At 70.6% G+C, this 26,391-nt stretch carries 29 protein-coding genes and 1 riboswitch; of the genes, 15 read left to right on the plus strand and 14 right to left on the minus strand.

The features are described 5' to 3' along the window. Nucleotides 1-127 precede the first annotated feature (127 nt). Nucleotides 128-850, plus strand: a complete 723-nt coding sequence (locus AB0C27_RS16895) for a DUF1707 domain-containing protein (RefSeq protein WP_357844378.1) — start codon at nt 128-130, stop codon at nt 848-850. Nucleotides 851-877: 27 nt separating this feature from the next. Here AB0C27_RS16895 and AB0C27_RS16900 read toward each other — a convergent pair whose 3' ends face one another. From AB0C27_RS16900 to AB0C27_RS16920, 5 genes are all read right to left on the minus strand, one after another. Then, complete coding sequence (locus tag AB0C27_RS16900; RefSeq protein ID WP_357844381.1) at nt 878-1,612, minus strand: sirohydrochlorin chelatase; 735 nt, start codon at nt 1,610-1,612, stop codon at nt 878-880. A 23-nt stretch (nt 1,613-1,635) separates the two neighbouring features. Then, on the minus strand, nt 1,636-2,364 hold the full coding sequence (locus AB0C27_RS16905; RefSeq protein WP_357844385.1) for a phosphoadenylyl-sulfate reductase: 729 nt from the start codon (nt 2,362-2,364) through the stop codon (nt 1,636-1,638). A gap of 136 nt (nt 2,365-2,500) precedes the next feature. After that, nucleotides 2,501-4,189, minus strand: coding sequence for a nitrite/sulfite reductase (locus AB0C27_RS16910; protein WP_357844388.1), 1,689 nt, complete (start codon nt 4,187-4,189; stop codon nt 2,501-2,503). A 111-nt stretch (nt 4,190-4,300) separates the two neighbouring features. Continuing rightward, nucleotides 4,301-4,384, minus strand: coding sequence for a putative leader peptide (locus AB0C27_RS16915; protein WP_311132608.1), 84 nt, complete (start codon nt 4,382-4,384; stop codon nt 4,301-4,303). 60 nt (nt 4,385-4,444) lie between these two features. Next, on the minus strand, nt 4,445-4,570 hold the full coding sequence (locus AB0C27_RS16920; RefSeq protein ID WP_326638150.1) for a hypothetical protein: 126 nt from the start codon (nt 4,568-4,570) through the stop codon (nt 4,445-4,447). An 18-nt stretch (nt 4,571-4,588) separates the two neighbouring features. Between AB0C27_RS16920 and AB0C27_RS16925 the strand changes: the two genes are divergently transcribed. The 4 genes from AB0C27_RS16925 to glyA all read left to right on the plus strand — a co-directional run bounded on the left by AB0C27_RS16925 (nt 4,589) and on the right by glyA (nt 8,236). Beyond that, entirely contained in the window at nt 4,589-5,353 is a 765-nt protein-coding gene (locus AB0C27_RS16925; protein WP_357844391.1) for a TIGR03084 family metal-binding protein, read from the plus strand. Between the two features lie 54 nt (nt 5,354-5,407). After that, nucleotides 5,408-5,782 (plus strand): YccF domain-containing protein, encoded by a 375-nt coding sequence (locus AB0C27_RS16930; RefSeq protein ID WP_357844394.1) that lies wholly within the window; start codon nt 5,408-5,410, stop codon nt 5,780-5,782. Between the two features lie 109 nt (nt 5,783-5,891). Beyond that, nucleotides 5,892-6,824, plus strand: coding sequence for a YihY/virulence factor BrkB family protein (locus AB0C27_RS16935; protein WP_357844397.1), 933 nt, complete (start codon nt 5,892-5,894; stop codon nt 6,822-6,824). A gap of 53 nt (nt 6,825-6,877) precedes the next feature. Further along, nucleotides 6,878-6,960, plus strand: a riboswitch (ZMP/ZTP riboswitch). Nucleotides 6,961-6,985: 25 nt separating this feature from the next. After that, nucleotides 6,986-8,236: a serine hydroxymethyltransferase gene (gene glyA, locus AB0C27_RS16940; protein ID WP_357844400.1), complete on the plus strand. Its 1,251-nt coding sequence runs from the start codon at nt 6,986-6,988 to the stop codon at nt 8,234-8,236. Between the two features lie 161 nt (nt 8,237-8,397). On the opposite strand, the gene AB0C27_RS16945 is transcribed toward glyA, so the two are convergent. From AB0C27_RS16945 to AB0C27_RS16955, 3 genes are all read right to left on the minus strand, one after another. After that, nucleotides 8,398-9,354, minus strand: a complete 957-nt coding sequence (locus tag AB0C27_RS16945) for a hypothetical protein (protein WP_357844403.1) — start codon at nt 9,352-9,354, stop codon at nt 8,398-8,400. Between the two features lie 164 nt (nt 9,355-9,518). After that, on the minus strand, nt 9,519-10,514 hold the full coding sequence (locus tag AB0C27_RS16950) for a serine hydrolase domain-containing protein (protein WP_357844406.1): 996 nt from the start codon (nt 10,512-10,514) through the stop codon (nt 9,519-9,521). Between the two features lie 26 nt (nt 10,515-10,540). Beyond that, nucleotides 10,541-11,281: an IclR family transcriptional regulator gene (locus AB0C27_RS16955; protein WP_357844409.1), complete on the minus strand. Its 741-nt coding sequence runs from the start codon at nt 11,279-11,281 to the stop codon at nt 10,541-10,543. 115 nt (nt 11,282-11,396) lie between these two features. On the opposite strand from AB0C27_RS16955, the gene AB0C27_RS16960 reads away from it, so the two are divergent. The 6 genes from AB0C27_RS16960 to AB0C27_RS16985 are packed head-to-tail and all read left to right on the plus strand — an operon-like array spanning nt 11,397 to nt 17,948. Further along, the gene (locus AB0C27_RS16960) at nt 11,397-12,950 is read left to right on the plus strand and encodes an ABC transporter substrate-binding protein (protein WP_357844412.1); all 1,554 of its coding nucleotides are present in this window, start codon (nt 11,397-11,399) and stop codon (nt 12,948-12,950) included. Further along, nucleotides 12,947-13,864, plus strand: coding sequence for an ABC transporter permease (locus AB0C27_RS16965; protein ID WP_357844415.1), 918 nt, complete (start codon nt 12,947-12,949; stop codon nt 13,862-13,864). Before AB0C27_RS16960 ends, AB0C27_RS16965 begins: the two co-directional genes overlap by 4 nt. Continuing rightward, nucleotides 13,864-14,718 (plus strand): ABC transporter permease, encoded by an 855-nt coding sequence (locus AB0C27_RS16970; protein WP_357844417.1) that lies wholly within the window; start codon nt 13,864-13,866, stop codon nt 14,716-14,718. Before AB0C27_RS16965 ends, AB0C27_RS16970 begins: the two co-directional genes overlap by 1 nt. Further along, nucleotides 14,715-15,962 (plus strand): threonine synthase, encoded by a 1,248-nt coding sequence (locus tag AB0C27_RS16975; RefSeq protein ID WP_357844420.1) that lies wholly within the window; start codon nt 14,715-14,717, stop codon nt 15,960-15,962. The genes AB0C27_RS16970 and AB0C27_RS16975 overlap by 4 nt, the downstream gene beginning before the upstream one ends. 34 nt (nt 15,963-15,996) lie before the next feature. Further along, entirely contained in the window at nt 15,997-16,971 is a 975-nt protein-coding gene (locus tag AB0C27_RS16980; protein ID WP_357844423.1) for an ABC transporter ATP-binding protein, read from the plus strand. After that, complete coding sequence (locus AB0C27_RS16985) at nt 16,971-17,948, plus strand: oligopeptide/dipeptide ABC transporter ATP-binding protein (protein WP_357844426.1); 978 nt, start codon at nt 16,971-16,973, stop codon at nt 17,946-17,948. The genes AB0C27_RS16980 and AB0C27_RS16985 overlap by 1 nt, the downstream gene beginning before the upstream one ends. 262 nt (nt 17,949-18,210) lie before the next feature. On the opposite strand, the gene AB0C27_RS16990 is transcribed toward AB0C27_RS16985, so the two are convergent. The 3 genes from AB0C27_RS16990 to AB0C27_RS17000 form a co-directional block, all read right to left on the minus strand. Then, nucleotides 18,211-19,461, minus strand: a complete 1,251-nt coding sequence (locus AB0C27_RS16990; protein ID WP_357844429.1) for a CHRD domain-containing protein — start codon at nt 19,459-19,461, stop codon at nt 18,211-18,213. Between the two features lie 160 nt (nt 19,462-19,621). Further along, complete coding sequence (locus AB0C27_RS16995; protein ID WP_357844432.1) at nt 19,622-20,365, minus strand: zf-HC2 domain-containing protein; 744 nt, start codon at nt 20,363-20,365, stop codon at nt 19,622-19,624. Continuing rightward, complete coding sequence (locus tag AB0C27_RS17000) at nt 20,362-20,910, minus strand: sigma-70 family RNA polymerase sigma factor (protein WP_357844435.1); 549 nt, start codon at nt 20,908-20,910, stop codon at nt 20,362-20,364. Before AB0C27_RS17000 ends, AB0C27_RS16995 begins: the two co-directional genes overlap by 4 nt. A 295-nt stretch (nt 20,911-21,205) precedes the next feature. Here AB0C27_RS17000 and rsgA point away from each other — a divergent pair, with 295 nt between their 5' ends. Continuing rightward, a complete protein-coding gene (rsgA, locus tag AB0C27_RS17005; protein ID WP_357844438.1) occupies nt 21,206-22,303 on the plus strand; it encodes a ribosome small subunit-dependent GTPase A in 1,098 nt (365 codons plus the stop codon). Between the two features lie 158 nt (nt 22,304-22,461). Next, on the plus strand, nt 22,462-23,088 hold the full coding sequence (locus AB0C27_RS17010; RefSeq protein ID WP_357844441.1) for a phosphoribosyltransferase family protein: 627 nt from the start codon (nt 22,462-22,464) through the stop codon (nt 23,086-23,088). A 91-nt stretch (nt 23,089-23,179) separates the two neighbouring features. Here AB0C27_RS17010 and AB0C27_RS17015 read toward each other — a convergent pair whose 3' ends face one another. Then, nucleotides 23,180-23,653 (minus strand): ATP-binding protein, encoded by a 474-nt coding sequence (locus AB0C27_RS17015; protein WP_357844444.1) that lies wholly within the window; start codon nt 23,651-23,653, stop codon nt 23,180-23,182. A gap of 129 nt (nt 23,654-23,782) precedes the next feature. On the opposite strand from AB0C27_RS17015, the gene AB0C27_RS17020 reads away from it, so the two are divergent. Continuing rightward, entirely contained in the window at nt 23,783-24,664 is an 882-nt protein-coding gene (locus AB0C27_RS17020) for a helix-turn-helix transcriptional regulator (protein WP_357844447.1), read from the plus strand. 136 nt (nt 24,665-24,800) lie between these two features. Then, complete coding sequence (locus AB0C27_RS17025) at nt 24,801-25,034, plus strand: DUF397 domain-containing protein (RefSeq protein ID WP_106234268.1); 234 nt, start codon at nt 24,801-24,803, stop codon at nt 25,032-25,034. A gap of 48 nt (nt 25,035-25,082) precedes the next feature. Here the strand turns inward: AB0C27_RS17025 and AB0C27_RS17030 are convergent, their stop codons facing one another. Both AB0C27_RS17030 and AB0C27_RS17035 read right to left on the minus strand, forming a co-directional pair. Beyond that, nucleotides 25,083-25,733: a maleylpyruvate isomerase N-terminal domain-containing protein gene (locus AB0C27_RS17030; RefSeq protein ID WP_357844451.1), complete on the minus strand. Its 651-nt coding sequence runs from the start codon at nt 25,731-25,733 to the stop codon at nt 25,083-25,085. A 286-nt stretch (nt 25,734-26,019) separates the two neighbouring features. Then, nucleotides 26,020-26,331 carry a WhiB family transcriptional regulator gene (locus tag AB0C27_RS17035; RefSeq protein WP_080036407.1) on the minus strand — a complete coding sequence of 104 codons (312 nt, stop codon included), beginning with the start codon at nt 26,329-26,331 and terminating at the stop codon, nt 26,020-26,022. Nucleotides 26,332-26,391: the final 60 nt, after the last annotated feature.

Genomic DNA, 26,391 nt, shown 5'->3' on the forward strand with positions numbered 1-26,391 from the left:
TGGCGTGGTACGCACCCGGCCCCCGCCGGGGTTCAATGACGATGCCGAACCTGCATCGTTCGCAGGGTGTCGTGATTCCTACCAAAGTAGGAGCTTCAAGGCGCTCGAAACGCGATATGTTGCGAGTATGACTGATCCTGGTGAGCTCCGCGCGTCGGACGCCGAGCGCGAGGCCGTCGTCGAGCAGCTCCGTGTCGCCTCGGTCGAGGGCCGGCTCTCACTCGTCGAGCTGACGGACAGGACGGAGGCGGCCTACACCGCCACCACCCACGCCGAGCTGGCTCTGCTCACCCAGGACCTGCCCGCGGCCGGCACGCCCGCCCCCGCTCCCGCCGTGCCCCAGGAGGGCAGGAAGCGGCGGTGGTTCGTCGGCGTCATGGGCGACTCCAAGCGGCGCGGCACGTGGCGCATCGATCAGGAGCTCGGGGCCGTCGCGGTGATGGGCGACGTCGTGCTCGACCTGCGCGAGGCCGAGGTGCGCACCGACCGGGTGGAGATCCTGGCGGTCTCCGTGATGGGCGACGTCAAGATCATCGTCCCCGACGGGGTGAACGTGGACCTCGACGGCATGGCGATCATGGGCGACAAGAAGGTCAAGGTGGACCAGGCGCCTCCGGGCATGAACGTGCCGGTGGTGCGGGTGCAGGCGTACGCGATCATGGGTGACGTCAAGGTGGTCGGCGACTCGTACGCCCAGCCGCTCCAGCGCCGCCTCACCGCCTGGCGCGAGCACTGGCGGCGGCTGCACGGCGAGGACTGGCGCGAGCTGGGCCGCCAGCTGCGCGCCGACACCCGCGAGCTGAACAGGCAGATCCGCGACGCCCACCGCGACCTGGGCCGAGGCTACTGAGCCGGAAAGCCGCGATCGGCCCGCGGGTCAGCCCGCCAGGGGCACCGGTTGCCGCTGGGCCGCCTCGTACCGTTCCAGCAGCACGTCCACCAGCTCGGGCGCGGGCCCGAGCACGTCGGCCACCACCTCGGCGCCCGCCTCCAGCGTCTCGCGCCGCACCTTGTCGGCGAAGTAGCCGGGAGCCAGCAGGTAGGGGGCCACGACCACTCTCGGCGCTCCCGCCCGCCGCAGCGCGGCCACGGCCTCGGCGGGGGAGGGACGGGCGGCGGAGGCGTACGCGGCCGTGACGGTCCACCAGCCGGAACGCCGCCAGCCCCGCGCCAGCGCGGCGACGACCCCGTTCGCCCTGGCGTCACTGGAACCCGCCGAGACCAGCACCACGGCCGTCTCAGGGTCGCCCACGGTCACGCCCGCCTCGGTCAGCCGCCGTTCGAGCGCCGAGCGCAGCGCCGGATGCGGCCCGAGCGTGCGGCCGTAGTGGACGAGCAGGCGCGGCTCGCGGGCGCGCACCTCGTTGAGCGCGGCCGGCAGGTCCACCCGGCTGTGATAGGCCTCGGTGAGCAGCAGCGGCAGCACCACGGCCCGCTCCAGGCCGCGCAGCGCCTGGCCGAGCGTGGGAGCGCTGTGGTCGAGATAGGCCACCCTGACGTCCAGCGGCACCTGGCCGAGCAAGGCGGCCACGGTGGCGGCGGCGCGCGGGTCTCGCGACCCGTGGGCCACCGCCACCAGTGGCACGCCGCCGGGGGCCGTCCCGCCTGCCAACGGGACGGGTCCCCCACTGGGGATCACAGGTGAATGCCGCATTCGACCTTCCCCAGGCCCGCCCAGCGTCCGCTGCGCGGATCCTCACCCTCGGCGACCTGCCGCGTGCACGGGGCGCAGCCGATCGAAGGGTAGTTGTCATAGTGCAACGGGTTGATCAGCACCCCGTTGTCGGCGATGTAGTTGTCGACGTCCTCCTGTGTCCAGGCCGCGATCGGGTTGACCTTCACCATCTGCCGCTTGGCGTCCCACTCCACGACCTTGGTGCCGGTCCTGCTGGTCGCCTCGTCGCGGCGGATGCCGGAGATCCACGCCAGGTACGGTTCGAGCGCCCGGTTGAGCGGCTCGACCTTGCGCAGGTAGCAGCACAGGTCGGGGTTGCGGCCGAACAGGCGGGGGCCGAGGTCGCGGTCCTGCTCCTCGACCGTCCGCGACGGCTTGATGTCGATCACATTGACGTCATAGACCTGCCGCACGGCGTCCCGCGTGCCGATCGTCTCGGCGAAGTGGTAGCCGGTGTCGATGAACAACACGTCCACGCCGGGTTTGACCCTGCTCACCAGGTCGATGAGGAGGGCGTCGCTCATCGAGGAGGTCAGGCACAGCCGGTCGCCGAACGTGGCCGCCGCCCAGCGGATGATCTCGCGGGCGGGGGCGCCCTCCAGGAACAGCGCGGCGGACTCGACGATGTCCTGAAGGTCGAGCGCGTCGCGCTGCTCTCTCAACCCGATCTCGATGTCGGCCAGCGTCATATCTTCACTCCGATTCCCAGGAATTTCAGCTTGAAGGCACGAGCGCAGGCGCGGCAGTACCAGCCGCCGTCGCCCTGGTAGGGCTCGAGGTCCTCGTCGCCGCAGTAGGGGCAGTGGAAGGGGACCGCTCGTGTGGTCATTTCAGGTCGGCCTCGTCTGCTCGCTGGACCCAGTCGGCGAACGATTCGCCTTCCTTCTTCTGGCTGTCGTAGTTGGACACGACGCGCGACACGTAGTCGGGCAGCGCCTTGGCGGTGGTCTTGAGGCCGCGCACCTTCCTGCCGAACCCGGCGTTGGTGCCGAGCGAGCCGCCGAGGTGGATCTGGTAGCCCTCGACCTGGTCGCCGTTCTCGTCCACGACGAGCTGGCCCTTCAGGCCGATGTCGGCCACCTGGATGCGGGCGCAGGAGTTGGGGCAGCCGTTGACGTTGATGGTCAGCGGCTCCTGGAAGTCGGGCAGGCGCCGCTCCAGCTCGTCGATCAGGTCCATGGCGGTGGCCTTGGTCTCGACGATGGCGAGCTTGCAGTATTCGATGCCGGTGCAGGCCATCGTCTGGCGGCGGAAGGTGGACGGGTTGACCTGGAGGTCGGCCGCCTCCAGCTCGGCCACGACGGAGTCGACCCGGTCGGGCGCGATGTCGAGGACGACCATCTTCTGCTCGACCGTGGTGCGGACCCGGTCGGAGCCGTGCCGTTCGGCGATGTCGGCGATCCGGTGCAGGGTGTCGCCGTCGACCCGGCCCACCTTGGGCGCGAAGCCGACGTAGAAGTTGCCGTCCTTCTGCGGGAAGACGCCCACGTGGTCGCGCCGGTTGCCGCGGGGCAGCTCGGGCGCGGGCCCGTCGGGCAGCCGCTCCTTGAGGTATTCGGTCTCCAGGACCTCGCGGAACTTCTCCGGCCCCCAGTCGTTGACCAGGAACTTGATCCGGGCCCGGTGGCGCAGCCGCCGGTAGCCGTAGTCGCGGAAGATCCCGACGACACCCTCGTGGACGTCGGCGGCCTTGTCGGGGCTGACGAACACGCCGAGCCGCTTGGCCAGCATCGGGTTGGTGGACAGCCCGCCGCCGACCCACAGGTCGAAGCCGGCCTCACCCTGCTCGTTGACCACGCCGACGAACGCGATGTCGTTGATCTCGTGCACCGTGCAGTGCGCCGGGCAGCCGCTCAGCGCCGTCTTGAACTTGCGCGGCAGGTTGGAGTAGGCCGGGTTGCCGACGACCCGGTCGTAGATCTCCGTGATCTGGTCTGAGGCGTCGATCACCTCGTCGGTGTCGATCCCGGCGAGCGGGCAGCCCATGATCACGCGCGGGGTGTCGCCGCACGCCTCGGTGGTGGACAGGCCGACGGCCTCCAGCCGCTCCCAGATGTCGGGCACCGACTCGATCTCGATCCAGTGCAGCTGGATGTTCTGGCGGTCGGTGATGTCGGCGGTGCCGCGGGCGTACTCGTTGGAGATGTCGGCGATCGCACGGAGCTGGGCCAGGTCGAGCTGGCCGCCGTCGATGCGCACGCGCAGCATGAAGTAGCGGTCGTCGAGCTCCTCGGGCTCCAGGATGGCGGTCTTGCCGCCGTCGATGCCGGGCCTGCGCTGCGTGTAGAGGCCGTACCAGCGCATGCGCCCGCGCAGGTCGGCCGGGTCGATCGAGTCGAAGCCCCGCTTGGAGTAGATGTCGATGATCCGTTGGCGGACGTTGAGGCCGTCGTCGTTCTTCTTGTTCTCTTCGTTCTTGTTGAGCGGCTCGCGGTAGCCGAGGGCCCACTGGCCTTCGCCGCGCGGGCGTTTGTGGTGCCGGCTGGCAGGAGTGCGGCTGGCAGGGGTGCTCATTGCGCGTCCTTCGATTCATGGGCGCGCGCGGTGTTCCCACCTGGCCTCATCATCGAGGGCAGGGCTGGAGAGGAAGAATGCGACGCGCTCAGCGGTAGAGAAACAAGTGAGTTAGCGGGCGTCGCAACAGATGGCACTGCGGACACGCTGAAGATCGACGTGGCGTCGACCGACGAGCATGGGGTCCGCTGGCATGGTTCGAGATTACTCCGGCTGTCCGGGATGTCCAAGACGGGGTCCAGAGTGTGGGATGGTTCACCCCTGGCGTGGCCAGTCCAGATCCGACTCCTGGGGCTGCTCCTCCGTCTTGTGCTGGCAGTCGCACCATGAGCCGCCGCGGCAGTCCTCGTGACGCTTGTCCTTGCAGCTCTCGCAGATCACGCTTGCATTATGGACCTCATGGCCGAATTGCTCGGCGACCTGCGTGCCGAGACCGCCTCCTTCGAAGAACTGCTCCAGCCCCTGCGGGACGACGACTGGGAGCGGCCCACCCCCGCCGAGGGGTGGGCGATCCGTGACCAGGTGAGCCACCTCGCCTGGTTCGACGACGCGGCCGTGCTCGCCGCCACCGACTCAGCCGGCTACGACGCGCTGCTCGGCCGGTTCGGCTCCGTGGACGACGTCGCCGAGGCGACGCGGGGGATGCCGCCGGGCGAGTTGCACGCCTGGTTCGGCGCCTCCCGTGCCCGCGCCCTTGAGGTGTTCGCCACGCTCGACGCCCGTGACCGGCTCCCGTGGTTCGGGCAGCGGATGTCGGCGGCCTCGTTCGCGACCGCGCGGCTCATGGAGACGTGGGCGCACGGCCAGGACGTCGCCGACGCGCTCGGCGTGGTCAGGGAGCCGACGGAGCGGCTGAGGCACGTGGCGACGATCGGCTTCAGGGCCCGGCCCTACAGTTTCGCCGTGCGCGCACTGCCCGTCCCCGAGGAGCCCGTACGGGTGGAGCTGAGCCTGCCAGGCGGCGGCACGTGGACGGCGGGGCCGGAGGAGGCCGCCGACGTCGTCCGTGGGACGATCCTCGACTTCTGCCTGGTCGTGACCCAGCGCATCCACCTGTCGGACACCGGCCTGGAGACCACCCCCGGCCCCGCGCGGGCCTGGATGGAGATCGCCCAGGCGTTCGCCGGCGGCCCTGGGAAGGGACGGGCGCCCAAGTCGGGGTGAGGCCAGGGTTCCGCCGGATGACGCCGGCCTCATGATCGGTGACATGCTGTGAGCATGCGCACAATCCTCAACGTCATCTGGCTGGTGTTCGCGGGCGTCTGGCTGGCCCTGGGCTACGCGCTGGCCGGCGTCATCTGCTGCATCCTGATCGTGACGATCCCCTTCGGGATCGCCTCGTTCAGGATCGCGGCGTACGCGCTGTGGCCGTTCGGCCGGACGGTCGTGCGCGACCCGGACGCGGGCGTCTTCTCCCTGCTCGGCAACGTCATCTGGTGCGTGGTGGCCGGCATCTGGCTGGCCATCGGGCACGTGGTGACCTCGATCCCGCTGTTCATCTCCATCATCGGCATCCCCATGGGCGTGGCCAACCTCAAGCTCATCCCCGTCTCCCTCCTTCCCCTGGGCGCGCGCATCGTCGACAACGACTGACCACCGACTGACCGCCGTCTGGCCACGACTGACGGCGACTGGGCCGCTAGAGGTGGCGCGGGGGACGTAAGCTGTGCCGAAGAGTCACTGCGAATAACCGTTGGGTGCCATGACGTCCACCGATGCGCCTGCCCGGCCCAAGCGCGGCCTGGTCTCCCATGCCCGCGCGCGGCTCAACTGGGTGCTCGACACCAAGTCGTGGGCGATCGTGCGCGCGTCCACCAACGCCGGCGTCACCTACCGGGTGACCGGCCTGGCCGGTGAGGCCGCGTTCTTCGCGCTGCTGTCGCTGCCGCCGTTCGTGCTGGGCCTGATCGGCGTGCTGGGCAAGCTCGGCACCTGGCTGGGCCCCACGGTCGTCACTCAGGTGAAGAGCTGGGTGATCGAGCAGGCCGGGCTGCTGTTCACCGACGACGCGCTCAACAAGGTGATCAACCCGCTCATCACCGACGTGCTGAGCGACGACGCCGGCAAGGTGTCGATCATCTCGCTGGGCTTCCTGCTGTCGCTCTGGTCCGGCTCCAGGGCGCTCTACGTCTACGTCGACCTCATCTCCGTCGCCTACGGGCTGGGGGAGGAGCGCGGCATCATCCGCACCCGGCTGATGTCCTTCGGCCTCTACGTCATCGGGCTGATCATCGGGATCATCGTCATGCCGATCCTCGTCGTCGGCCCGACCCTGATCAAGGACGCCCTGCCTGCCGACTACGGCATCCTCATCGACCTGCTCTACTGGCCGGTCGTCATCATCGGCTCGGTGCTCTTCCTCACCGTGCTCTACCACGTGAGCGTGCCGGTGCGCACCAAGTGGTACCGCGAGCTGCCCGGGGCCATCCTGGCGCTGTTCCTGTGGATCCTGTGCGCGGCGGTGCTGCGCGCGGTGCTGGCCGCCTGGTTCTCGCCCGTCTCGGTGTACGGGTCGCTGGCGGCGCCGATCGCACTGCTGCTGTGGCTCTACATCACCGCGCTGGCCGTGCTCATCGGGGCGATATTGAACGCGGAGGTCGACCGGCTCTGGCCCGGCGTGGGCCGCGCCAAATAGGGCGCCGCTCCTGATCACGAGGCGATGAGCGCCTGCCCGCATCCGCTATCGTCTAGGCGTGACGCGACTGGCGCATTGGGTGGGATCGACCACCGGGGAGCGAAAGGAGCGGAGGCCGTGCGCCTGGGTCTTCGCAATTCGTCAACGATGACAGGAGAGTCATGAGTTCTCTCGCTAGCGTCGACCCGCAGATCGCCGAGCTCATCAAGGCGGAAGAGCGTCGTCAGTCCGACACCGTCAAGCTGATCGCGTCCGAGAACTACGTGTCGAAGGCCGTGCTCGAGGCCACCGGCACCGTGCTGACCAACAAATACTCCGAGGGCTACGCGGGCAAGCGTTACTACGAGGGCCAGCAGGTCATCGACCAGATCGAGACCGTGGCCATCGAGCGGGCCAAGGCCCTGTTCGGCGTCAACCACGCCAACGTGCAGCCCTACTCCGGCTCGCCCGCCAACCTCGCCGTCTACATGGCCTTCCTGGAGCCCGGCGACACCGTCATGGGCATGGGCCTGCCGTTCGGCGGCCACCTCACCCACGGCTGGTCCGTCTCGGCCACCGGCAAGTGGTTCAACCCGGTCCGCTACGGCGTGCGCAAGGACACCGGCCGCATCGACCTCGACGAGGTCCGGCAGCTGGCGCTGGAGCACCGGCCCAAGCTGATCTTCTGCGGCGGCACCGCCATCCCGCGCACGATCGACTTCGAGGGCTTCGCCTCGATCGCCCGCGAGGTCGGCGCCGTACTGGCCGCCGACATCGCCCACATCGCCGGCCTGGTCGCGGGCGGCGCCCACCCGTCGCCGGTCGGCCACGCCGACGTGATCTCCACGACCACGCACAAGACGCTGCGCGGCCCGCGCGGCGCCATGCTCATGGCCACCAGCGACGAGCACGCCACCGCGCTCAGGAAGGCCGTCTTCCCCGGCCTCCAGGGCGGCCCGCACAACCACACCACCGCCGCCATCGCGGTCGCGCTGCACGAGGCCGCCCAGCCGTCGTTCCGCGACTACGCCCACCAGGTGGTCGCCAACGCCAAGACCCTGGCAGACGAGCTCGCCTCGCGCGGGTTCGACCTGGTCTCCGGCGGCACCGACAACCACCTCATCCTGCTCGACCTCACGCCCAAGGGCATCGGCGGCAAGCCCGCCGCCCAGGCGCTCGACCGCGCGGGCCTGGAGACCAACTACAACACGGTGCCGTTCGACACGCGCAAGCCGTTCGACCCGTCCGGCATCCGCATCGGCACGCCGTCGGTGACGTCGCGCGGCATGGGCGAGGCCGAGATGCGCCAGATCGGCGCCTGGATGGACGAGGTCGTCACCGCGCTCGCCAAGGGTGATGCTGAGTCTGTTATTGCCCGTGTCCACCACGAGGTGAGCGAGCTCACTGCGCAGTTCCCTGCTCCCGGCCTTTAAAAGCCACAATCTTTATAGGTTACGGCGGTGCCGGCTTGGCGCCGCCCGCCGCACGGGGTTGAGGGCCTCCAGGGTGACGGCCTCTGACCCGCACGTGGTCGGCCGCCGTCACGGCGCGACGTTGGCCGTGACGGCGGTTCTCTCTGCCCGCCGACGGTTGTTCAGCCGCTCGTCCTGGTGATGGTGCCGTTTTTGATGGTGGCCACCGGGATGATGTGCTGTTTCGGGGTCAGGGTGTCGCCCTTGGCGTCCCTGTAGACGCGGTTCTTCGGGGCCGTGGTGGTGACGTGGAAGAGCGTCGCGTGGTGGATCGTGCCGTCGGGGGCTAGCCACGGTTCCGGCATTCGGAGGATTTCGCGTGGTCGTCGTGTGACCGCGTCGATCGCTTCCTCCAGGGGCATTCCGCAGGCCATCAGCTTCGTGATCGTGGTGGCCAGGTCGTGTACCGGGCCGCTGATGTTGCGGACGTGGACGTCCGTGCTGATCGTGTGCGGTGGGAAGCCGGCCGCGAGCGCGCGGGACGCCACCTCGAAGCTGAAGCTGGCCGCCCCGTGACCCACGTCCATCAGCACGCCCCGGTCCAGCGCGCGGGCCAGCGACGGGGCCGGGGCGCCGCCCGCCGTCCATGGCGTGCCGGTCTTGCCGTGGTAGCAGTGGGTGACCACGTCGCCGGTGTCCAGCAGGTCGAGCACGTCGTCGATCAGCGGCGGCGCCTCGCCCACGTGGACCAGCAGCGGCAGGCCCGCCTCCCTGGCGACCAGGCGGCCGAGCTGGAGCGGCTGCAGGCCCATCGCGCCCACGATCAGGCCGCTGGAACGCACCTTCACCCCGCACACCACGTCCCGGTGCCGCTCGATGGCGGCCAGGGTGGCGTCCACGTCGACGAACGACGGGTCGGCGGTCTCCCGCAGGTGGACCAGGCCGTGGGAGCCGATGTTCAGCCAGGCCCGCACCCGGGTCCTGGCCGTGGGCAGGACGTAGCGGACCAGGCCGTCGATGGTCGCCTGCCCGGCGCTGCCCGCGTCGGCCAGCACGTGCACGCCCGCGTCGAGGCCCACTCGGTCGGGTGGCAGGCTGATCTCGGTCATCGCGTCGTAGACGTGGGCATGAAGGTCCACCCATCCGGGTCCCGCCCACAGTTCCCCGGCCTCTTCGGCTGCCGGGGCGTCATTCGGTTCAGGGTTCAGTCGTGCGGTTCCGCCGGAGACCGTCAGGCGGGCCGGAGTCGGGGAGCCGATCACGCGCACGGGTGTGTTCGCCAGATCCTCGGACGCGTTCCGGGTCATGACAGCGCCTCCGTGACGGCGGCGTTGTGGAAGGTTCTGCGGATGCGGCCGATCGCGTCCGAGTCGCGCGTCGGGTGCACCCGGTTGGTCAGCAGCACCGCGAAGAAGTCCAGCTCAGGGTCCACCCACAGGCTCGTCCCCGTGAAGCCGTTGTGCCCGTAAGCCGCCGCGGTGAGCAGGTCGCCGCCGCTGCTCAGCGGCGGCTCGTGCGCCTGCCAGGCCAGCGTGCGGCCGAGCAGCCGGGTGCCGGTCATCACGCTCAGCGTGCGCGGCGCGAGCGGGCCGCCGCCGCCCCGGCACAGCCAGCGGCCCAGCCGGGCCAGGTCGGACACCGTGCCGAACATGCCCGCGTGACCGGCCACGCCGCCGAGCACCTCGGCGTTCTCGTCGTGCACCGTGCCCTGGACGACCCGGCCGCGCCACGGGCAGTCCTCGGTGGCCGCCGCCCTGGCCCGGTCCGGCTCGGGGAGCACGAAGGTCGTGGCGTCCATGGCCAGCGGCGCGGTGATCCGGTCGCGTACGAGCCGGTCCAGGGACGTTCCCGAGGCGCTCTCCGCGATCAGCCCGAGGATCATGAAGCCCTGGGAGCTGTACTCCATCCCCGGCTCCGGGCGGAGCGGCAGGTCCACGAGGGCGTCCAGCAGCTTCTCCCGCGTCGGGAAGCGGCGGTAGAGGGGCTGCTGACCTGGGATGCGGGAGGTGTGGGTGAGCAGCTCGGACACGGTGATGTCCGCCTTGTCGGTGCCCGCGTAACGCGGCAGGTGGTGGGCGATCCGGTCGTCCAGGGTCAGCTCGCCCGACTCCACCAGCGCCATGACCGCCAGGCCGACGATCGGTTTGGTGACCGAGGCGAGGTCCCACAGGGTGTCCGTGCCGACCGGGTCGCCGTCCCAGCTCAGCGTGCCGAGGGTGCCGAGCTCGACCGGGCCGGCCGAACGGCCCCACGCCCACGCGGCCCCCGAGAACGCGCGCTCCTCTCTCGCCCGCGTCAAAACCCACCTCGCCGAATGCGGCACCGTCATGTGTTCCTCCCCAGCGCCGCCGAGACCCGGGCGGCGGCGGCCACCACCAGCGGGCCGAGCAGCGGCACGTCGTCCTCGTTCAGGTTGAGGGTCAGCCCCGCCACGCTGACCGCGCCCACCGCCGTGCCGGCCGCGTCGTGGACGACCGCCCCGACGCACCGCACGTTGGTCTCGTTCTCCTCGTCGTCGACCGCGTACCCGCGCCGGCGCACCTCCTCCAGTTCGGCCATCAGCAGCTCGGGCTCGACGATCGTCTTCGGCGTGTTGCTGATCAGCGGCGCGGTGGCCGCCAGCACGGCGCGCACCTGCTCCTCGGGCAGGTGCGCCAGGATCGCCTTGCCGATCGCCGTGCAGTGCAGCGCGATCTGCGTCCCGACCCGCGAGGCCATCCGGTACGGCTGCTGCGACTCCACCTTGGCCAGGTAGACGGCCGACGAGCCGCTGCGGATCGCGAAGTGCACCGTGTGCGTGGTGTTGCGCTGCAGGTTCTCCAGGATCGGCCGGACCAGCGTGGTCATGTCGCGATCGGTGAGCGCCGCCCCGGCCAGCGCGAGGATCGCCGGGCCCGAGGCGTAGGTGCCGTCGCCGTGCGAGACGGCGTACCCCTGCGCGATGAAGATCTGCAGAATCCGGTGCACGGTCGTCTTGTTGATGCCGGTCCGCAGGGCGATGTCGGCCAGGCGGCGCGGCTGGTCGTGGCCGGCCAGTGCCCCCAGCACGACCAGGGTCTTCTCCACCGAGTTCATTGTCACCTGACCCAAAAGGCTTGACGGACATAACCGAAACGAGCCATATTCAACCACGTGATACGAGATTTCACCATGTGAAACGTAAGAAAGGGAGGCGGGATTCATGTCCGTCCGCGAATTGCCGACCCGCCGGGATCTGTTCAAGCTCGGCGGCCTCGCCGCGGCGGCGCTCTCCCTAGGAGCCTGCGCCAGCACCAAGCCATCGACCGGCGGCCAGGGCGCCGCCGCGTCCGCGCTGCGGGTCTCGCTGGCCGCGGATGCCACCACCCTCGATCCGCACAAGCAGGGCGACCTGCCCTCCATGAACGTGCTGATCAACGTCTTCGACACGCTCACCGTCAGGGACACCGGCGACCAGCTGGTCGGAGGACTGGCCGAGCGGTGGGAGTCGAAGGACGACAAGACCTGGCGCTTCCACCTGCGTAAGAACGTGACCTTCCACAACGGCGAGCCGTGCGACGCCGCCGCCGTGGCCTACAGCATCGAGCGCCTCATCGACCCCGCCACGCAGTCCCCGATCGTGGAGCTGCGCCTGGTCACCGGCGCCAAGGTGATCGACACCCACACCGTGGACCTGGTCACCAAGGAGCCCGACCCGATCCTGCCGGCCAAGCTGTCGCTGTTCGGCGGGGTGATCGTGCCGCCGAAGTACATCAAGGAGAAGGGCGACCAGGTCTTCGCCGAACACCCGGTCGGCACCGGGCCGTTCACGTTCGAGCAGTGGCAGCGCGACAGCCAGATCACGCTCAAGGCGAACCCGAAGTACTGGAACGGCAAGCCCTCCGTCGAGCAGCTCACCTTCAAGGTCATGCCGGACCCGTCGTCGTCGCTGGCCGCGCTGCAGTCCGGCGAGCTGGACATCGTGACCGGCCTGACCCCCGACGCCGCCCAGCAGCTCGGTGACGCGCCGGGGTTCAAGGTCGTCACCTCGCCGGGCGTGCGCACGTTCTTCGTCTCGCTCGACACAGAAGAGGGCCCGCTGAAGGACAAGCGGGTGCGCCAGGCGCTCAACCACGCCCTCGACGTGGACACCCTGATCACGTCGGTGCTCAACGGCGCCGCCGAGCGCACCCCGACACTCATCCCGAAGCAGGCGTTCGGCTTCGACGCCTCCGTGCGGCCGTTCCAGCACGACGTGGCCAAGGCCAAGAGCCTACTGGCCGAGGCGGGACACTCCGGCGGCTTCAGCCTCAAGCTGTCGTCCTCCACCGCCGACAAGGACATCGCGCAGGCCATCTCCGGCCAGCTCGCCGCGGTCGGCGTCAAGGCGGAGGTGTCGCTGCTCGACCCGGCCACGTTCAAGGGCCGCCTGGTTTCGGACAACCGTAAGGCGCTGGGCGAGATGTATTTCGTCGGCAACTCCGGCTGGACCATGGACGCCTCCAGCAACCTGCAGTCGTTCGTCCGCCACGACCGCCGCCAGAGCCGCTGGAACAACCCGCAGGCCGACAAGCTCATCGACACCGAAGAGCAGTCGGTGGACCCGGACACCCGGCAGGAGGCGTTCACCGCGCTGCAGAAGCTGATGATCGAGGAGTCGCCGTTCCTCTACCTGTATCAGGCGAGCATCCTGTACGCCGTCAGCGACCGGGTCCAGTGGAAGACGAACGCCAACGGCACCCTCGCCATGGCGACCGCCAAACTCGCCACCTCATGATCGGTTTCATCGGCAAGAGGGTCGGCCACACCCTGCTCGTGCTGTTCTGCGTGGCCACGGTGGCGTTCTTCATCGTCAGGCTGGCCGGCGACCCGGTGCAGCAGATGCTGCCGCCCGAGGCCACCGTCGAGCAGGAGCGCGCGCTGCGGGCGAGCCTGGGCTTCGACCGGCCGCTGCTCGACCAGTACGTCTCGTACATGACGGGCCTGCTCGGCCTGGACTTCGGCCAGTCGGTGTTCTTCCACCGCCCCGCGTTCGAGGTCATCATGGAGCGCCTGCCGCTCACGATCGACCTGGCCGTGGCCGCGATGGCGTTCACCCTGATCGTCTCGATCCCGGCCGGGATCGTGGCCGCGGTCAGGAGGGGCAGCGCGACCGACACCTCGGTCATGGCCTCGGTCCTGGTCGGCCAGTCCACGCCGGCGTTCTGGGTCGGCATCCTGCTCATCCTGATCTTCGCGGTGAACCTGCAGTGGCTGCCCGCCTCGGGCACCGGCTCGCCGGCCCACCTGGTGCTGCCCGCGATCACGCTCGGCCTCTACTCGGCCGCGATGATCGCCAGGCTGCTGCGCTCGTCGCTGATCGACGTGCTCGGCGAGGACTACATCCGCACCGCCAGGGCCAAGGGCCTGTCCGGCCTCAAGGCGGTCACCGCGCACGGCCTGCGCAACGCCTCGCTGCCGGTCGTCACCGTGGTCGGCCTGGAGGTCGGCAGCCTGCTCGGCGGGGCCATCCTCACCGAGCAGGTCTTCTCCTGGCCGGGCATCGGCCGGCTGACCGTCGAGGCGATCACGTACCGCGACTATCCGCTCATGCAGGCCACGGTGCTGTTCCTGGCGGCCGTGTTCGTCATCGTGAACCTCATCGTGGACCTGTCCTATGCTCTGCTCGACCCCCGCGTGAGGCTGTCCTGATGCTCACCGCAACCCTGCGCGCCCTGCGCCGCAACCACGCCGCCAAGGTCGCCGTGGGAATCATCGGGCTCGTCGTCCTCGTCGGGATCTTCGCGCCGCTGATCGCGCCGCACGACCCCAACCTGCAGAACCTGCAGCTGAAGCTGCGCCCGCCGTTCTGGATGGACGGCAGCGAGCCCGGCTACCTGCTCGGCACCGACAAGCTCGGCCGCGACGTGCTCAGCCGGGTCATGTACGGCACCCGCGTCTCCCTCCTCGTCGGCCTGGCCGCCACGCTTCTGTCGGGCGTGGTCGGCGCGGCCGTCGGAGTCGTCAGCGGCTACTACCGGGGCTGGCGCGAGCAGGTCTTCATGCGCCTGGCGGACGTGCAGCTCGCCTTCCCCTCGATCCTGCTGGCCCTGGCCATCATCGCGGTGCTCGGCCCGAGCCTGCTCTTCCTGATCCTCGTGCTCGGCCTGACCGGCTGGGTGTCGTACGCCCGCGTGGTCCGCGCCGAGGTGCTCTCGCTCAGGGAGCGCGAGTTCGTCACCGCGGCCAGGGCGATCGGCGACACCGGCCCGCAGATCATGGTGCGCCACCTGCTGCCGAACATCGTCGCCCCCCTGGCCACCATCGGCACGCTCCAGGTGGCCGCGATGATCGTCGCGGAGGCGTCGCTCAGCTATCTGGGACTCGGCGTGCCGCCCAGCGTCCCGACGTGGGGCAGCATGCTCGCCGACGGCCAGCTCTATCTGCGCGGGGCGTGGTGGATCGCGGTCTTCAGCGGCGCTGCCATCATGATGACCACACTCGCGATCAACGTCACCGGCGACCTGCTCCGCGACGTCGCCGACCCGAAGGCATACCATCGATGAACCTCGCCACCCACTACAAGTGCGACGACTGCCACGCCACCTTCTCGCTGGACAAGCCCGCCCTCCTCTGCGAGGCGTGCGGGGGCCTGCTGGAGATCGGCTACGACCTCGGCCCCGCCGACCCCCGCCGGATCACGGAGCGGGCCGCCGCCCGCCGTGACCTCGGCCTGTGGCGGTGGTCGGATCTGCTTCCGCTGCCGCGCGGCGCCGAGCCCCTCTACCTGGGCGAGGGTGACACCCCGCTGATGCCCACCAGGAGGCTCGGCCGCCACGTGGGCCTGCCCAACCTGCTGATCAAGAACGACACCCTCATGCCCACGGGCAGCTTCAAGGACCGCGGCTTCTCCGTCGCCGTCGGCTTCGCCCGGGCGCTGGACGTCAAACAGGCGTTCACCTACAGCTCGGGCAACGCCGGCGCCTCCTTCGCCGCGTACGCCGCCAGAGCCGGTATCGAGGCCACGGTCCTGGTCGAGGACGTGGCCAACGAGTCCAAGATCGCCGCCATCAGCCTCAGCGGCGCCCGTGTGCTGCGGCTGCGTTACCGCTCAAGCCTGGAGATCTTCGCCGGGGTGAGCGCCCTGTCGGAGGCGGGTTTCTACTGCTTCGTCAACTTCATCAACCCGGTGCGGCACGAGGGGATGAAGACGTACGCGTACGAGATCTGCGAGGCGCTCGGCTGGCGCGCGCCCGACGTGATGGTGCACCCCGTCGGCACCGGCGGCGGCCTCTACGGCGCCTGGAAGGGCTTTCGCGAGCTGCGCGAACTGGGCCTGATCGACCGGCTGCCGAAGATGGTCGGCGTCCAGCCGGCCGCCTCGGCCCCGCTCGTGCGCGCCTTCGCCGAGGGCAAGCCGGTCGCGGGACGCCACGGTGACGCCAACAAGACCGTGGCCCAGAGCATCGCCGGTGACGCCCCCATCCAGGGCGGCTCGCGCGTGCTGCGCGCCGTCTACGAATCCGGCGGCCGGGTGGTCGCCGTGGACGACAACGACCTGTTCGAGGCCATGCGGCTGCTCGGCGAGGAGGGCGTCCTGGCCGAGCCGTCCGCCGCCGCCTCCACCGCCGCCCTGCTGCGCGCCCGCGCCCAGGGCTGGGTGTCGGAGAGCGACACGGTGGTCAGCGTGGTGACGGGCGGCGCGCTCAAGCAGCCCTCCGCCCTCGCCCAGGCGGCCCGCCCGCCGGCCGGCACCGTCCAGGCCGACCCGGCCGAGCTGCTGCGCATCTTCAGGGAGGGCCTCGTATGACCGGCACCGCCCGCCCGAGCCCGGAGGCGATCGCATGAGCAGCGTGCTGGAGATCAACGACCTGCACGTCGAGTTCCGCCTGGACGCCGGCACGGTCAAACCGGTCAACGGCGTGTCCCTGTCGGTCAAGGCGGGCGAGACCCTGGCCGTCGTCGGCGAGTCGGGCAGCGGCAAGACCGCGACCGCCCTGTCGATCCTGCGCCTGCACCCCACCCCGCCCTGCCACTACACCGGCGGCGAGATCCTGTCGGGCGGCCGTGACCTGCTGAAGCTGTCGGAACGGGAGATGCGCGCGATCCGCGGCAACGAGATCGCCATGGTCTTCCAGGACCCGATGACCAGCCTCAACCCGCTCAAGACGGTCGGGGCGCAGATCGCCGAATCCCTCCGCCTGCACCAGGGCCTGTCCAGGTCGCAGGCCCGCGCCCAGGCCGTCCAGGCGCTGCGCGAGGTCGGCATCCCCAACCCCGAGCAGCGGGCGGGGGAGTACCCGCACCAGTTCTCCGGCGGCATGCGGCAGCGCGTGATGATCGCCATCGCGCTGGCCTGCCGGCCCAAGGTGCTGATCGCCGACGAGCCCACGACCGCGCTCGACGTGACCGTCCAGGCGCAGATCATGGAGCTGCTCGCCGGGCTGCAGGAACGCTTCGGGATGGCGATCGTGCTCATCACGCACGACCTCGGCGTGGTGGCCCGCTGCGCGGACCGGGTCCTGGTCATGTACGGGGGGCGCCCGGTCGAGCTGGCCGCCGTGGACGAGGTGTTCGCGGCGCCCAGGATGCCGTACACGAGGGCGCTGCTGCGGTCCATGCCCCGCTCCGACGTCCCCGGCGGCGCCGCGCTCGACCCGATCCCCGGCAGCCCGCCGAATCTGTTCTCGCCGCCGGGCGGCTGCGCGTTCCATCCCCGGTGCGCGCTGGCCATGCCCGAGTGCTCCGCGACGGTGCCGCCGCTGACCGAGCGCGCGCCGGGACACAGCGCCGCCTGCCTGCTGGAAGGGAGTCTCTGATGGCCGAGCAGCCGCTGCTGTCGTTGCGCGGCGTACGCAAGGAGTTCCGCTCGGGGGTGGTCGCCGTGGACGACGTCTCGTTCGACGTGCGCCCCGGCGAGACGCTCGGGCTGGTCGGTGAGTCGGGCTGCGGCAAGACCACGCTGACCCGGCTCATCCTGCGGCTGGTGGAGGCCAGCGGGGGCGAGATCTGGTTCGACGGCAAGGAGCTGCTCGGGCTGCGGCAGCGGGAGCTGCTGTCCGTGCGCGAGGACATGCAGGTCGTCCTCCAGGACCCGTACGCCAGCCTGAACCCCCGCATGCGCGTGGGCGACATCGTCGCCGAGCCCCTGATCACCCACGGCCGGGTGCGCCGCCGCTCGGCCGCCGCCCGCGACCGCGTGGCCGAACTGCTCGACGCCGTCGGGCTGGAGGCGGGCAGCCAGGACCGGTTCCCGCACGAGTTCTCCGGCGGGCAGCGGCAGCGCATCGGCATCGCCAGAGCCCTCGCGCTGGAGCCGAAACTGGTCATCTGCGACGAGCCGGTCAGCGCGCTCGACGTCTCCATCCAGGCGCAGATCATCAATCTGATGAAGCGGCTGCAGGCCGAACGGGGGCTGACGTACCTGTTCGTCTCCCACGACCTGTCGATCATGCGGCAGATCGCCACCCGCGTCGCCGTCATGAACCTGGGCCGGATCGTCGAGCTGGCCGACACCGAGACGCTGTTCACCGCGCCGCGGCATCCGTACACGCACAGCCTGCTGTCGGCGGCGCCCGTCGCCGACCCGAAGGTGGAGCGGACGCGGCGGCGCATCGTGCTCAGGGGCGACCCGCCGTCGCCCGCCGACCCGCCGTCCGGGTGCAGCTTCCGCACGCGGTGCCCGGCCGCCCGCGACGAGTGCGCGCACACCCGGCCGCCGCTGGCCGCCCAGGAGGACCCCGGCCACACGGCCGCCTGCCTCTTCCCGGTCTCGGACGCCTCCGCCCTGGTGTGACCCGGTGCCGGGGCTCCGGCCGGGTGTGAGGAGCGGGCTTTGCGGACTCCGGCCGGATGCGGCGGAGCGCCCCGCCGCACGGGCTCCTGTGTGCGGCGGGGCGCTGGTCGCGACCGGGGTGGCCGGAGTACCCCGTCGCGGCGGCCGACCGGCTGACCAGGCCGGATCGGCCGGAACGGCCGTTCGGGGGACGGGACAGAACCGTCCCCCTACGGCCTCGCTCTGCTCTCCCTAGCTCGGCCTCGTCTCGTCTCGTCTCGCCTCAGCCGAGGAAGACGTAGTCGGCCCCGTACGGGACGCTCACCTCGGCGCCCGGCTCGCACGCGCCGGCCGGGGCGACGCCGCCCGTGGTGTTCAGCCGCAGGATCTGCGTGGCCTGGGCCAGCAGCCCGGTGCCCGCGCCCGCCTGCGTGGCGTCGAGGACGAGCTCCGGGATGTGCGCACCGTTCGGCGTCCTGGAGAACACCGCACCGCGCACCGCGCTGCCGTCGGGGGCGACCCACTGCGGCGGCCCGGAGGCGGGCGTGACGAACGAGTGGTCGATGCCGCGCCGGAGCTGGGCCGTCACGCCGAGCTGGGTGAAGCCGAAGCCGCCCGCGGGAAGCTGCGTGCAGGCGTAGATCTGGCTGCCGCGCAGCACCTCGGCGGTGAACCCGCGCGGATGGGTGAAGGCCGCGCCCGACAGCCGGCCCGGGGCCGCGCCGTCGCCGAGTTCGGCGGTACGCAGGTCGGCGTAGTACGCGCCGGGGCCCGCGGCGATGCGCTTGGCCACCTTCGGGGCGACCGGCGTCTCCCCGGTGACGCCGGTCACGTTCGCGGGCAGCCCACGGGGAACGGTGAACAGCTCCGCCGCCACGGCGCCGTGCCGCCCCGGCGTGCCCTTGTGCAGGTGCCCGCCCGTGATGCGGCCGAGGCCCGACCAGGTGACGGTGTAGGCGATCGAGGAGCCGCCGGGACGCAGCCACCAGGTGGCCTGTCCGCCCGACTCGCCCCCGGTCCGGGCGGAGAGCGTGGCCTGGTCGCCGCCGTGCAGGACGCCGTTGAGGTCGACCGGCCTGCTGAGCCGGTGGAACTGGCCGCGTACCGCGCCCTTGGGGTGGGCGGCGTCGTACAGGTTGGCGTAGAAGCCGCCGGGGTTCTCGACGAGCGCGCTGACCACGTCGGCGGCGGCGGTGACGGTGCCGGTCACGCCCAGCGCGGAGCCGGGCAGTGACCCGGGAAGTAAGTCGAGCCGGACGTCGCCTTCCGTGCCCTTGGCGCCCGCGTGCACGCGGCCCGCGGTGGGCACGCCGATCCCGTTCCACCGGGCCGCGAACGTGACCTGGTTCCCGCTGATCCTGAGCACGACCGTCGAGGCGCCGTCCGCGTCGCCAGGGGTTCCGACCTCGCCGGCGCCGCGCAGACCGGCCGCGAGATAGACGTCGTCGGCGGCGGCCTGCGCCGGGCTCACCGGCCCGGCGAGGAGCGCTCCCGCCGCCAGCAGCGCGGGGACCAGGATTCTTCGCTTGGACATTACGGCACCTCGTCAAGGACTTTGATATTCCGGTCAGTACGGCAGGCAGTACGCGCCCGGAGCGGGGCGGGTTCACCCCGTCTCGCGCATATTTCGCGAATTCGCCCGATAAATCGAGAAAGCCCTCCCACCAGCGGTGGAAGGGCTTCCCGTGAACCGGTCAGGCCTGGACGGTGAGCAACTTCTTACCTGCCGAGGTGACCACCTCGAAGTGGTCGATGTCCTTCAGCGGCGTCGCGCTGCCGCCGTGCATGTAGAGCGGCGTCGGCGATCCCGGCACTCCGTACCCGGCTGGAGGTACGGACCACCCGGTCATCACCCGGCGCTCACCCGACTTGCCGACGGAGATCAGCTCGCACTCCAGCGGCCCCTTCACTCCGGACAGCTTGAGCGCCGCGTGCGTGCCCCACCCCTTGGACTCCACGACCAGCCCGCCCGTCACCCCGTCGACGCCCTTGCCCTCGATGGGGCGGCCCTCGGTGTAGAACTGCTCGGCCGGGCCCATGTCGGTGCTCATGTGGCCGCCGTGACCCTGCGCGACCGGCGCCGCCTCTCCCGCGTCGAGCTGCGTGCCGATCGTCAGGCCGCCCGCCACCAGCGTGACCGCGGCCGCCATCCCGATCACGAACGTCCCCCTGCGCGTCCGCCTGTCGGCCGCCTTCTTGCGCCGGAGCAGGCCGACCACGTCGTCCTCCCCGCCGGAGGGGAGGTCAACGGTAGGGGGGCCGAGATCATGGACGGGTCCGATCCCGTGCAGCACGTTGGCCACGCCGGCCAGGTCGGACAGTTCGTACCGGCACTGTGAGCAGCCGAGGAGGTGGGCCTCGAAGGCCAGCCTGTCGTCCTCGTCCAGCAATCCGAGCGCGTAGGCCCCCACATCCGTGTGCTCGACTCTCGAAGTCACGCCGTCACCCCCCTCTCCTCAAGTGCGATCCGCAACGCGCGTACGGCGTAGTAAACCCGGGACTTCACGGTGCCCACCGGGATGCCGAGCGCCTTGGCGGCGTCGTTGACCGACCGGTCCCGCAGGATCGTCTCGTTGAGGATCTCGCGGTGGGCCGGCGACAACGCCTTCAGCGCCTCGGACACGACCACCTGGTGCAGCAGTCCTTCCATCTCGTCCGGCACGGGCATGCTCTCCAGCGCTCCGTCGCCCGACTCCCGCGGCCGGGCATCCCGGCGTCGCCGGTCATCGATCACGATACGTCTGGCGACCGTGGCGAGCCAGGGCATCAGCGAGACAGAATCCGGGTCGAGCCGCTCCGCACTGCGCCACGCTCTGATCATGGTCTCCTGCACCACGTCTTCCGCCCACTGCCGATCGCCCGCGGTCAGCCGGATCACGAATGCCAGCAGCGGCCTGTGATATTCCCGGTAGAGCGCGGACACGACCACCTCGTCATCCGGGCGCACGCGCCGGATCCAGTGGCGTAGGCGCGGCTTCCCCATCGGGGCGGCTTCCTCGGCCGAGGGCGGGGGATACGTGCTTATTCGCATCATTCCCCTTTCTCAGTCCGTCGGGAGGTGGTACGGCCAGTGGCCAGGGGGCGGTTCAACGAATCGCGGAAGATAATGCGATTGCATCGGTGGCGGCAGTCTGCGTAGAGTCGCCCCGACGACAGTTCGAGATCGAGGAGGTGAGGACCTATGCGGGTCGCCGTTTTCAGCGTGCCGTCAGTCCACCTCCGGGCGCTCACCTGAGCAGCCCTTTTCCTCTTCCTTCTCGAAACAAAGGTTCATCGCGTTGTCTCACGACCTTTCCCTGCTCGGCTGGAGCGACCTGCGCGCCGCCGAGCTGCCGGCCGAAACCGTCCCCGCCCGCGTGGCCCGCATCGACCGCGGCGCCGCCGAGGTGATCGCCGCTGACGGCCAGCATCACGCCAAATACGGCGCCCGCGTGCGCCGCGCCTCCGCCGCCGACCCGGTCGCACTGCCGTGCGTCGGCGACTGGGTCGCGCTCCGATGGCTCCCCGAGGGCCGCTACGAGCTCGACGAGGTCCTGCCGAGGAGCACCGCCTTCGTCCGGGGCGGCGTCAGCCGCGACTCCGTCGGGGGCCTGTCGGGCGACGGCCAGGGCCAGGTGCTCGCGGCCAACGTCGACGTCGTCTTCGTGGCCGAGCCGTCGATGCACTCGACCGACTTCGCCGACCTCGGCCGCATCGAGCGCCTGGTCGCCCTGGCCTGGGAGTCCGGCGGCACGCCCGTCGTGCTCATCACCAAGTCCGACCTGTTCGAAGACGGCCTCGACGGCCTGCTCGACGACGTCCGCGTCGCCGCGCCCGGTGTCGACGTGCACGCCGTCTCCTCGCTGCACGGCGACGGCGTCGAGCTGGCCGCCTCCTACCTCGGCGGCTCGCGCACCGCCGTCATCCTGGGCCCGTCGGGCGCGGGCAAGTCCACTCTCGTCAACGCGCTGGCCGGCGACGGCGTCATGGAGACCCAGCACGTACGCGCGGCCGACGGGCGCGGCCGGCACACCACCGTGCACAGGGAGCTGATCCCGCTGCCCGGCGGCGGGCTGATCATCGACACGCCCGGCATCCGCCGGGTGGGCCTCTACGACATCGGCCAGGGGGTCGACCTCGTCTTCGCCGACATCGAGGCGCTGGCCGAGCGGTGCAGGTTCGGCGACTGCGGCCACAACGGCGAGCCCGGCTGCGCGGTGCTGGCCGCCCTGGAGAGCGGCGAGCTGCCGGAGCGGCGGCTGGAGAGCTGGCGCAAGCTCCAGCGGGAGGCCGCCTGGATGGCCTCAAGGACCGACGCGCGACTGCGCAAGGAGCAGCAGAACAAGTGGAAGGTGATCACCAAGGAGATGCGCCGCTCGGGCCGCAACCGCCCGTAGCCTGCTCCCTGTGGCTCCCTGTGGCTCCCTGTGGCTCGCTGTGGCTCGCTGTGGCTCGCTGTGGCTCGCTGTGGCTCGCTGTGGCGCCCGTGAAAGGCATCGCCGATCGCGGGAATGAGCGGAGGCGAGGAGCGGCCGTCAGCGGGTAAGCACAGGTCATGGAGTACTTCGCGGACCGGGCCGAAGCGGGGGCCCTGCTGGCCGAACGGCTGCAGGACGCGCACGACCCCGTGATCCTGGCCCTGCCGCGCGGGGGCGTGGCGGTGGCCGCGCCCATCGCGCGGGCCCTCGGCGCGCCGCTCGACGTGCTGGTGACCAGGAAGATCGGCTATCCCCCGACGCCCGAGCTGGGCGTCGGGGCGATAGCCGAGGGCGGCGAGCCGGTGTTCGACCTGACGCTGCTGAACCGCCTGGGCCTGACGCCCGAGTCCGTGGCGCACGTGGTGGAGCACGAACGGCGCGAGCTGGCCCGCCGGGTCCGCGCCTATCGCGGCGATCGGCCGCTGCCCCCGCTCGAAGGCCGGGAGGTGATCGTGGTGGACGACGGCCTGGCCACGGGCAGCACCGCGCGGGCGGCGCTGCGGGCGGTCGCCAGGGCCCGGCCGGCGAAGGTGACGCTGGCTGTCCCCGTCGGGGCCACGGACACCGTCGAGTCGCTGCGCGCGGAGGCCGACGAGGTGGTGGTGCTGCTCACGCCGATCGACTTCAGGGCGGTCGGCCAGTGGTACGAGCACTTCGAACAGCTCACCGACGCCGACGTCCTGCGCCTGCTGGACAGGGGCTGAGGCTCCCGCGACGGAGGTTTCCCGGACCGAGCCTGGCCGGGAAGGAGGCTTTTCGGGACTGGGCTCCCGGGGCTGGGCCTTCTCGTGCCGGTCAGCCGGCGATGACGGCCCAGACGACCTTGTGCGAGCCGCCGGGGGAGAGCCACCCCCACGTCGTGCAGAGGGCGTCCACGAGCCGCAGCCCGCGCCCGTACTCGGAGAACACGTCGGGCGCCGAGGTCACGGGGACGGTCCGGCTGCGGTCGGTCACCACGCACGCGAGCTGCGCCTCGTGCGAGACCAGCCGTAACTGCGCGGCGCCGCCGCCGTGCCGCATCGCGTTGGTCACCAGCTCGGAGACCACCAGCTGGGTGTCGAAGGCCAGGTCGAGCGCGCCCCAGGAGCCGAGCGTCTGGTCGACGAAGCGCCGCGCCATGGCCACGCAGGCGGGTTCGAGAGCGGTGCGCTGGTGGAAGGGGAAGACGGCATCACACTCCCCGGCGCGTCCTTCCACCAGAATGGGCGACAGCCATCCTGGTGGCCGGGTGCCGGTGGCGGCTTGCGGCCGAGCGTCGAAAGTCGTCATCCTGGCCCCCGAAGCGCGGTCTGGTGATCCAATGCCCATCTTTACGGGGAGCGCTTACCGATGCAAGACTTTTCATAGTTTACGGATGCGAATCGCATCTGCACGTGCAGATGACCTAGGAGCGGTGCAGTGAGCGCACAGAGCGCGGAAGGGCAGCTTCTCCGCCATTCGCCGGGAAGCCCGACAGTGCTGCGGATCCTGCTCGGGACCCAACTGCGCAGGCTCCGTACGGAGCAGGGTATCTCGCGCGAGGACGCCGGATACTCGATTCGCGCATCTCACGCAAAGATCAGCCGGCTGGAGCTCGGCCAGGTCAGCTTCAAGCAGCGCGACGTGGCCGACCTGCTGACCCTCTACGGCGTCACCGACCCGGCCGAGCGCGAGCCTCTGCTCGCCCTGGCCAAGCAGGCCAACGCCCCTGGCTGGTGGCACCAGTACGGCGACCTGCTGCCCTCCTGGTTCGAGGTCTACATCGGTCTGGAGGGGGCCGCGTCCAGCATCCGTACGTACGAGAACCAGTTCGTCCCCGGCCTGCTGCAGACCCCCGCCTACGCCAGGGCGGTGATCGAGCTGGCCCACGAGAAGGCGTCCAGGGCCGAGCTGGACCGCCGGGTGACGCTGCGCACGACGCGGCAGAAGCGGCTGGAGAGCGGCCTGACGATCTGGGCGGTGATCGACGAGGCCGTCGTGCGCCGCACCCTGGGCGGCCCGGAGACGATGCGCGGGCAGATCGCCCACCTGCTCGACCTGACGGCCGAGCGGAACATCACGGTGCAGATCATGCCGTTCGACCGCGGCGGTCACGCGGCGGCCGGCGGGCCGTTCAGCATCCTGCGCTTCCCCGAGCGGGAGCTGCCCGACGTCGTCTACATGGAGCAGCTCACCAGCGCCCTCTACCTGGACAAACCCGCCGACTCCGACCAGTACATGGAGGTCATGGACCGGCTCAGCATCCAGGCGGAGGAGCCGAAGGCGACCAGGCGCTTCCTGGAGCGGCTCATCTCTGGATGAGTTCCCGTATATCCCTGTGATCCACTCCATACCGTGATTTTTGGTCGTCCGGTATATGGAGTTCTTCGTGCTGCCGTATTGTCAGCTCGCAAACGCGGATGCACGTGCATCCGTAAGATCGCGAGGAGCCGTCCCCATGCATGAGTTCCACAACGGAACGTCCGCCGGCCGCCTTCCCGTCGTCTGGCGCAAGAGCAAGCGGAGCAATCCGAACGGGAACTGCGTCGAGGTCGCGAACCTGCCCACCGGGGAGATCGCCATGCGCAACTCACGCTTCCCCGAAGGGCCCGCCCTGGTCTACACCCAGGCGGAAATCACCGCGTTCGTCCTGGGGGCCAAGGACGGGGAGTTCGACGACCTCATCGTCTGACGCGGCCACGCCGTCGCTGGTTACGGTCGTATCGGCGACGGGTTTCGGTCACGGAGTCTGTGACGGCGGTTCGTTGTGCCAGCGCCACCGTGTCAGGCGCGGACGTCCGGGAAGTTCGGCGCGGCCCGTGGCCCACAGCAGCGTGGCCCATGGCTCGGTGTCGCGCGGGGCATCGGGGAAGAGCCGGTTCAGCACCCGCGCGCAGATCTCTCCGGGCGGATTCCAGCCGAGCCCCAGGCCCTGAGCCAGGTCGTGGGTGTGCACCAGGGTCTCCACCAGGCCCATCGCGGCCGAGGACTCAGCGTCCGCCGGCCCGAAGACGTGGTGGGCGCGCGCGTGTGGAGGCGCCGTGCGCACCATCGCGCTCAGCAGCGCGCCGCTCGACTGCAGCACCTGCATCAGCCCGCTGACGCCCGAGGCCCGGTCGGCGTGCACGGAGTTGCGCGGCCCGCCGGAGCGGCGGCTCTGGGCGGCGAAGGGGATGTAGACGTCCAGCGGCCCCGTGGTGAGGCCGAGCTGGACGGCGTAGGCGAACAGGTCGTCGGCCAGGTGCTCGGCGGTCTCCCAGCAGGTCCATTCGAGGTCGCCCGCCTTGGCGTTCCAGGCGGGCTCGGTGGTGTCCGCGAGGACCGCGACGGCCAGACGCACGATCTCGTCCAGGTCGTCCGCGGTCACTGGTGCGGTATCAGATGCCGACATGTCAGGCACCCTAGCGGCACGCCCCGCTCGACCCGTGGCGAGCCGAAGCCCGGGGCGACGACCCCATGAATGAGCCCGGGAACGACCCTGGAAATGACTTCGGACCGCGGCTGGCGCCCGCGGTCCGTTTCATGTGCCACCCCCGGTAGAGCCGGGGGTTTCTGACTGTGGTCGCCTGATCAGGCAGTTGTCCCGACCGGGTTCGCCAGAGCCTGCGCTTGGCTGGCCAGGCTCTGGTTCATCGGGACAACTGCGTGATCACGCGATGGTGACGCTGCCGGGTGTGTCAGGCGGCGGAGATGCCGGCGCTGGCCGCGCGGCGCATGCGACGGCGACGCTCGCTCGCCCGCTCGTCCTCGTTGAGACCGCCCCACGTGCCGTACTTCTCCGGCCGGGAGAGCGCGTAATCAAGGCACTCGTTGCGGACAGGGCACTGGGCGCAGATCGCCTTGGCCTTCCGCTCTCGTACGTCACGCTCGGGCTGCCGCTCCCCGTCGGGGCCGAAGAAGAGCACGAGGTCCTCACCCCGGCACGCGGCATCATCCTGCCAACCCCAGCTGGGGCGCGGGCGGGCGAGCTGCCGACGTACCTGAGACATGAGAAAACCACCTTCGTGAGAGGTATTTCGGTAATTGAGCCGCATTGGACGCTTTTGGCG

The organism is Nonomuraea sp. NPDC048882 (assembly GCF_040649755.1).
Classification (GTDB): Bacteria; Actinomycetota; Actinomycetes; order Streptosporangiales; family Streptosporangiaceae; genus Nonomuraea; species Nonomuraea maheshkhaliensis.

What these genes read in the sequence shown, in the direction of transcription:
- AB0C27_RS16895 (WP_357844378.1), top strand. Translation starts at nt 128, where the DNA reads ATGACTGATCCTGGTGAGCTCCGCGCGTCGGACGCCGAGCGCGAGGCC.
- AB0C27_RS16905 (WP_357844385.1), bottom strand. Translation starts at nt 2,364, where the DNA reads ATGACGCTGGCCGACATCGAGATCGGGTTGAGAGAGCAGCGCGACGCG.
- AB0C27_RS16910 (WP_357844388.1), bottom strand. Translation starts at nt 4,189, where the DNA reads ATGAGCACCCCTGCCAGCCGCACTCCTGCCAGCCGGCACCACAAACGC.
- AB0C27_RS16915 (WP_311132608.1), bottom strand. Translation starts at nt 4,384, where the DNA reads ATGCCAGCGGACCCCATGCTCGTCGGTCGACGCCACGTCGATCTTCAG.
- AB0C27_RS16925 (WP_357844391.1), top strand. Translation starts at nt 4,589, where the DNA reads ATGGCCGAATTGCTCGGCGACCTGCGTGCCGAGACCGCCTCCTTCGAA.
- AB0C27_RS16930 (WP_357844394.1), top strand. Translation starts at nt 5,408, where the DNA reads ATGCGCACAATCCTCAACGTCATCTGGCTGGTGTTCGCGGGCGTCTGG.
- AB0C27_RS16935 (WP_357844397.1), top strand. Translation starts at nt 5,892, where the DNA reads ATGACGTCCACCGATGCGCCTGCCCGGCCCAAGCGCGGCCTGGTCTCC.
- glyA (WP_357844400.1), top strand. Translation starts at nt 6,986, where the DNA reads ATGAGTTCTCTCGCTAGCGTCGACCCGCAGATCGCCGAGCTCATCAAG.
- AB0C27_RS16960 (WP_357844412.1), top strand. Translation starts at nt 11,397, where the DNA reads ATGTCCGTCCGCGAATTGCCGACCCGCCGGGATCTGTTCAAGCTCGGC.
- AB0C27_RS16965 (WP_357844415.1), top strand. Translation starts at nt 12,947, where the DNA reads ATGATCGGTTTCATCGGCAAGAGGGTCGGCCACACCCTGCTCGTGCTG.
- AB0C27_RS16970 (WP_357844417.1), top strand. Translation starts at nt 13,864, where the DNA reads ATGCTCACCGCAACCCTGCGCGCCCTGCGCCGCAACCACGCCGCCAAG.
- AB0C27_RS16975 (WP_357844420.1), top strand. Translation starts at nt 14,715, where the DNA reads ATGAACCTCGCCACCCACTACAAGTGCGACGACTGCCACGCCACCTTC.
- AB0C27_RS16980 (WP_357844423.1), top strand. Translation starts at nt 15,997, where the DNA reads ATGAGCAGCGTGCTGGAGATCAACGACCTGCACGTCGAGTTCCGCCTG.
- AB0C27_RS16985 (WP_357844426.1), top strand. Translation starts at nt 16,971, where the DNA reads ATGGCCGAGCAGCCGCTGCTGTCGTTGCGCGGCGTACGCAAGGAGTTC.
- AB0C27_RS16990 (WP_357844429.1), bottom strand. Translation starts at nt 19,461, where the DNA reads ATGTCCAAGCGAAGAATCCTGGTCCCCGCGCTGCTGGCGGCGGGAGCG.
- AB0C27_RS17000 (WP_357844435.1), bottom strand. Translation starts at nt 20,910, where the DNA reads ATGGGGAAGCCGCGCCTACGCCACTGGATCCGGCGCGTGCGCCCGGAT.
- AB0C27_RS17010 (WP_357844441.1), top strand. Translation starts at nt 22,462, where the DNA reads ATGGAGTACTTCGCGGACCGGGCCGAAGCGGGGGCCCTGCTGGCCGAA.
- AB0C27_RS17015 (WP_357844444.1), bottom strand. Translation starts at nt 23,653, where the DNA reads ATGACGACTTTCGACGCTCGGCCGCAAGCCGCCACCGGCACCCGGCCA.
- AB0C27_RS17025 (WP_106234268.1), top strand. Translation starts at nt 24,801, where the DNA reads ATGCATGAGTTCCACAACGGAACGTCCGCCGGCCGCCTTCCCGTCGTC.
- AB0C27_RS17030 (WP_357844451.1), bottom strand. Translation starts at nt 25,733, where the DNA reads ATGTCGGCATCTGATACCGCACCAGTGACCGCGGACGACCTGGACGAG.
- AB0C27_RS17035 (WP_080036407.1), bottom strand. Translation starts at nt 26,331, where the DNA reads ATGTCTCAGGTACGTCGGCAGCTCGCCCGCCCGCGCCCCAGCTGGGGT.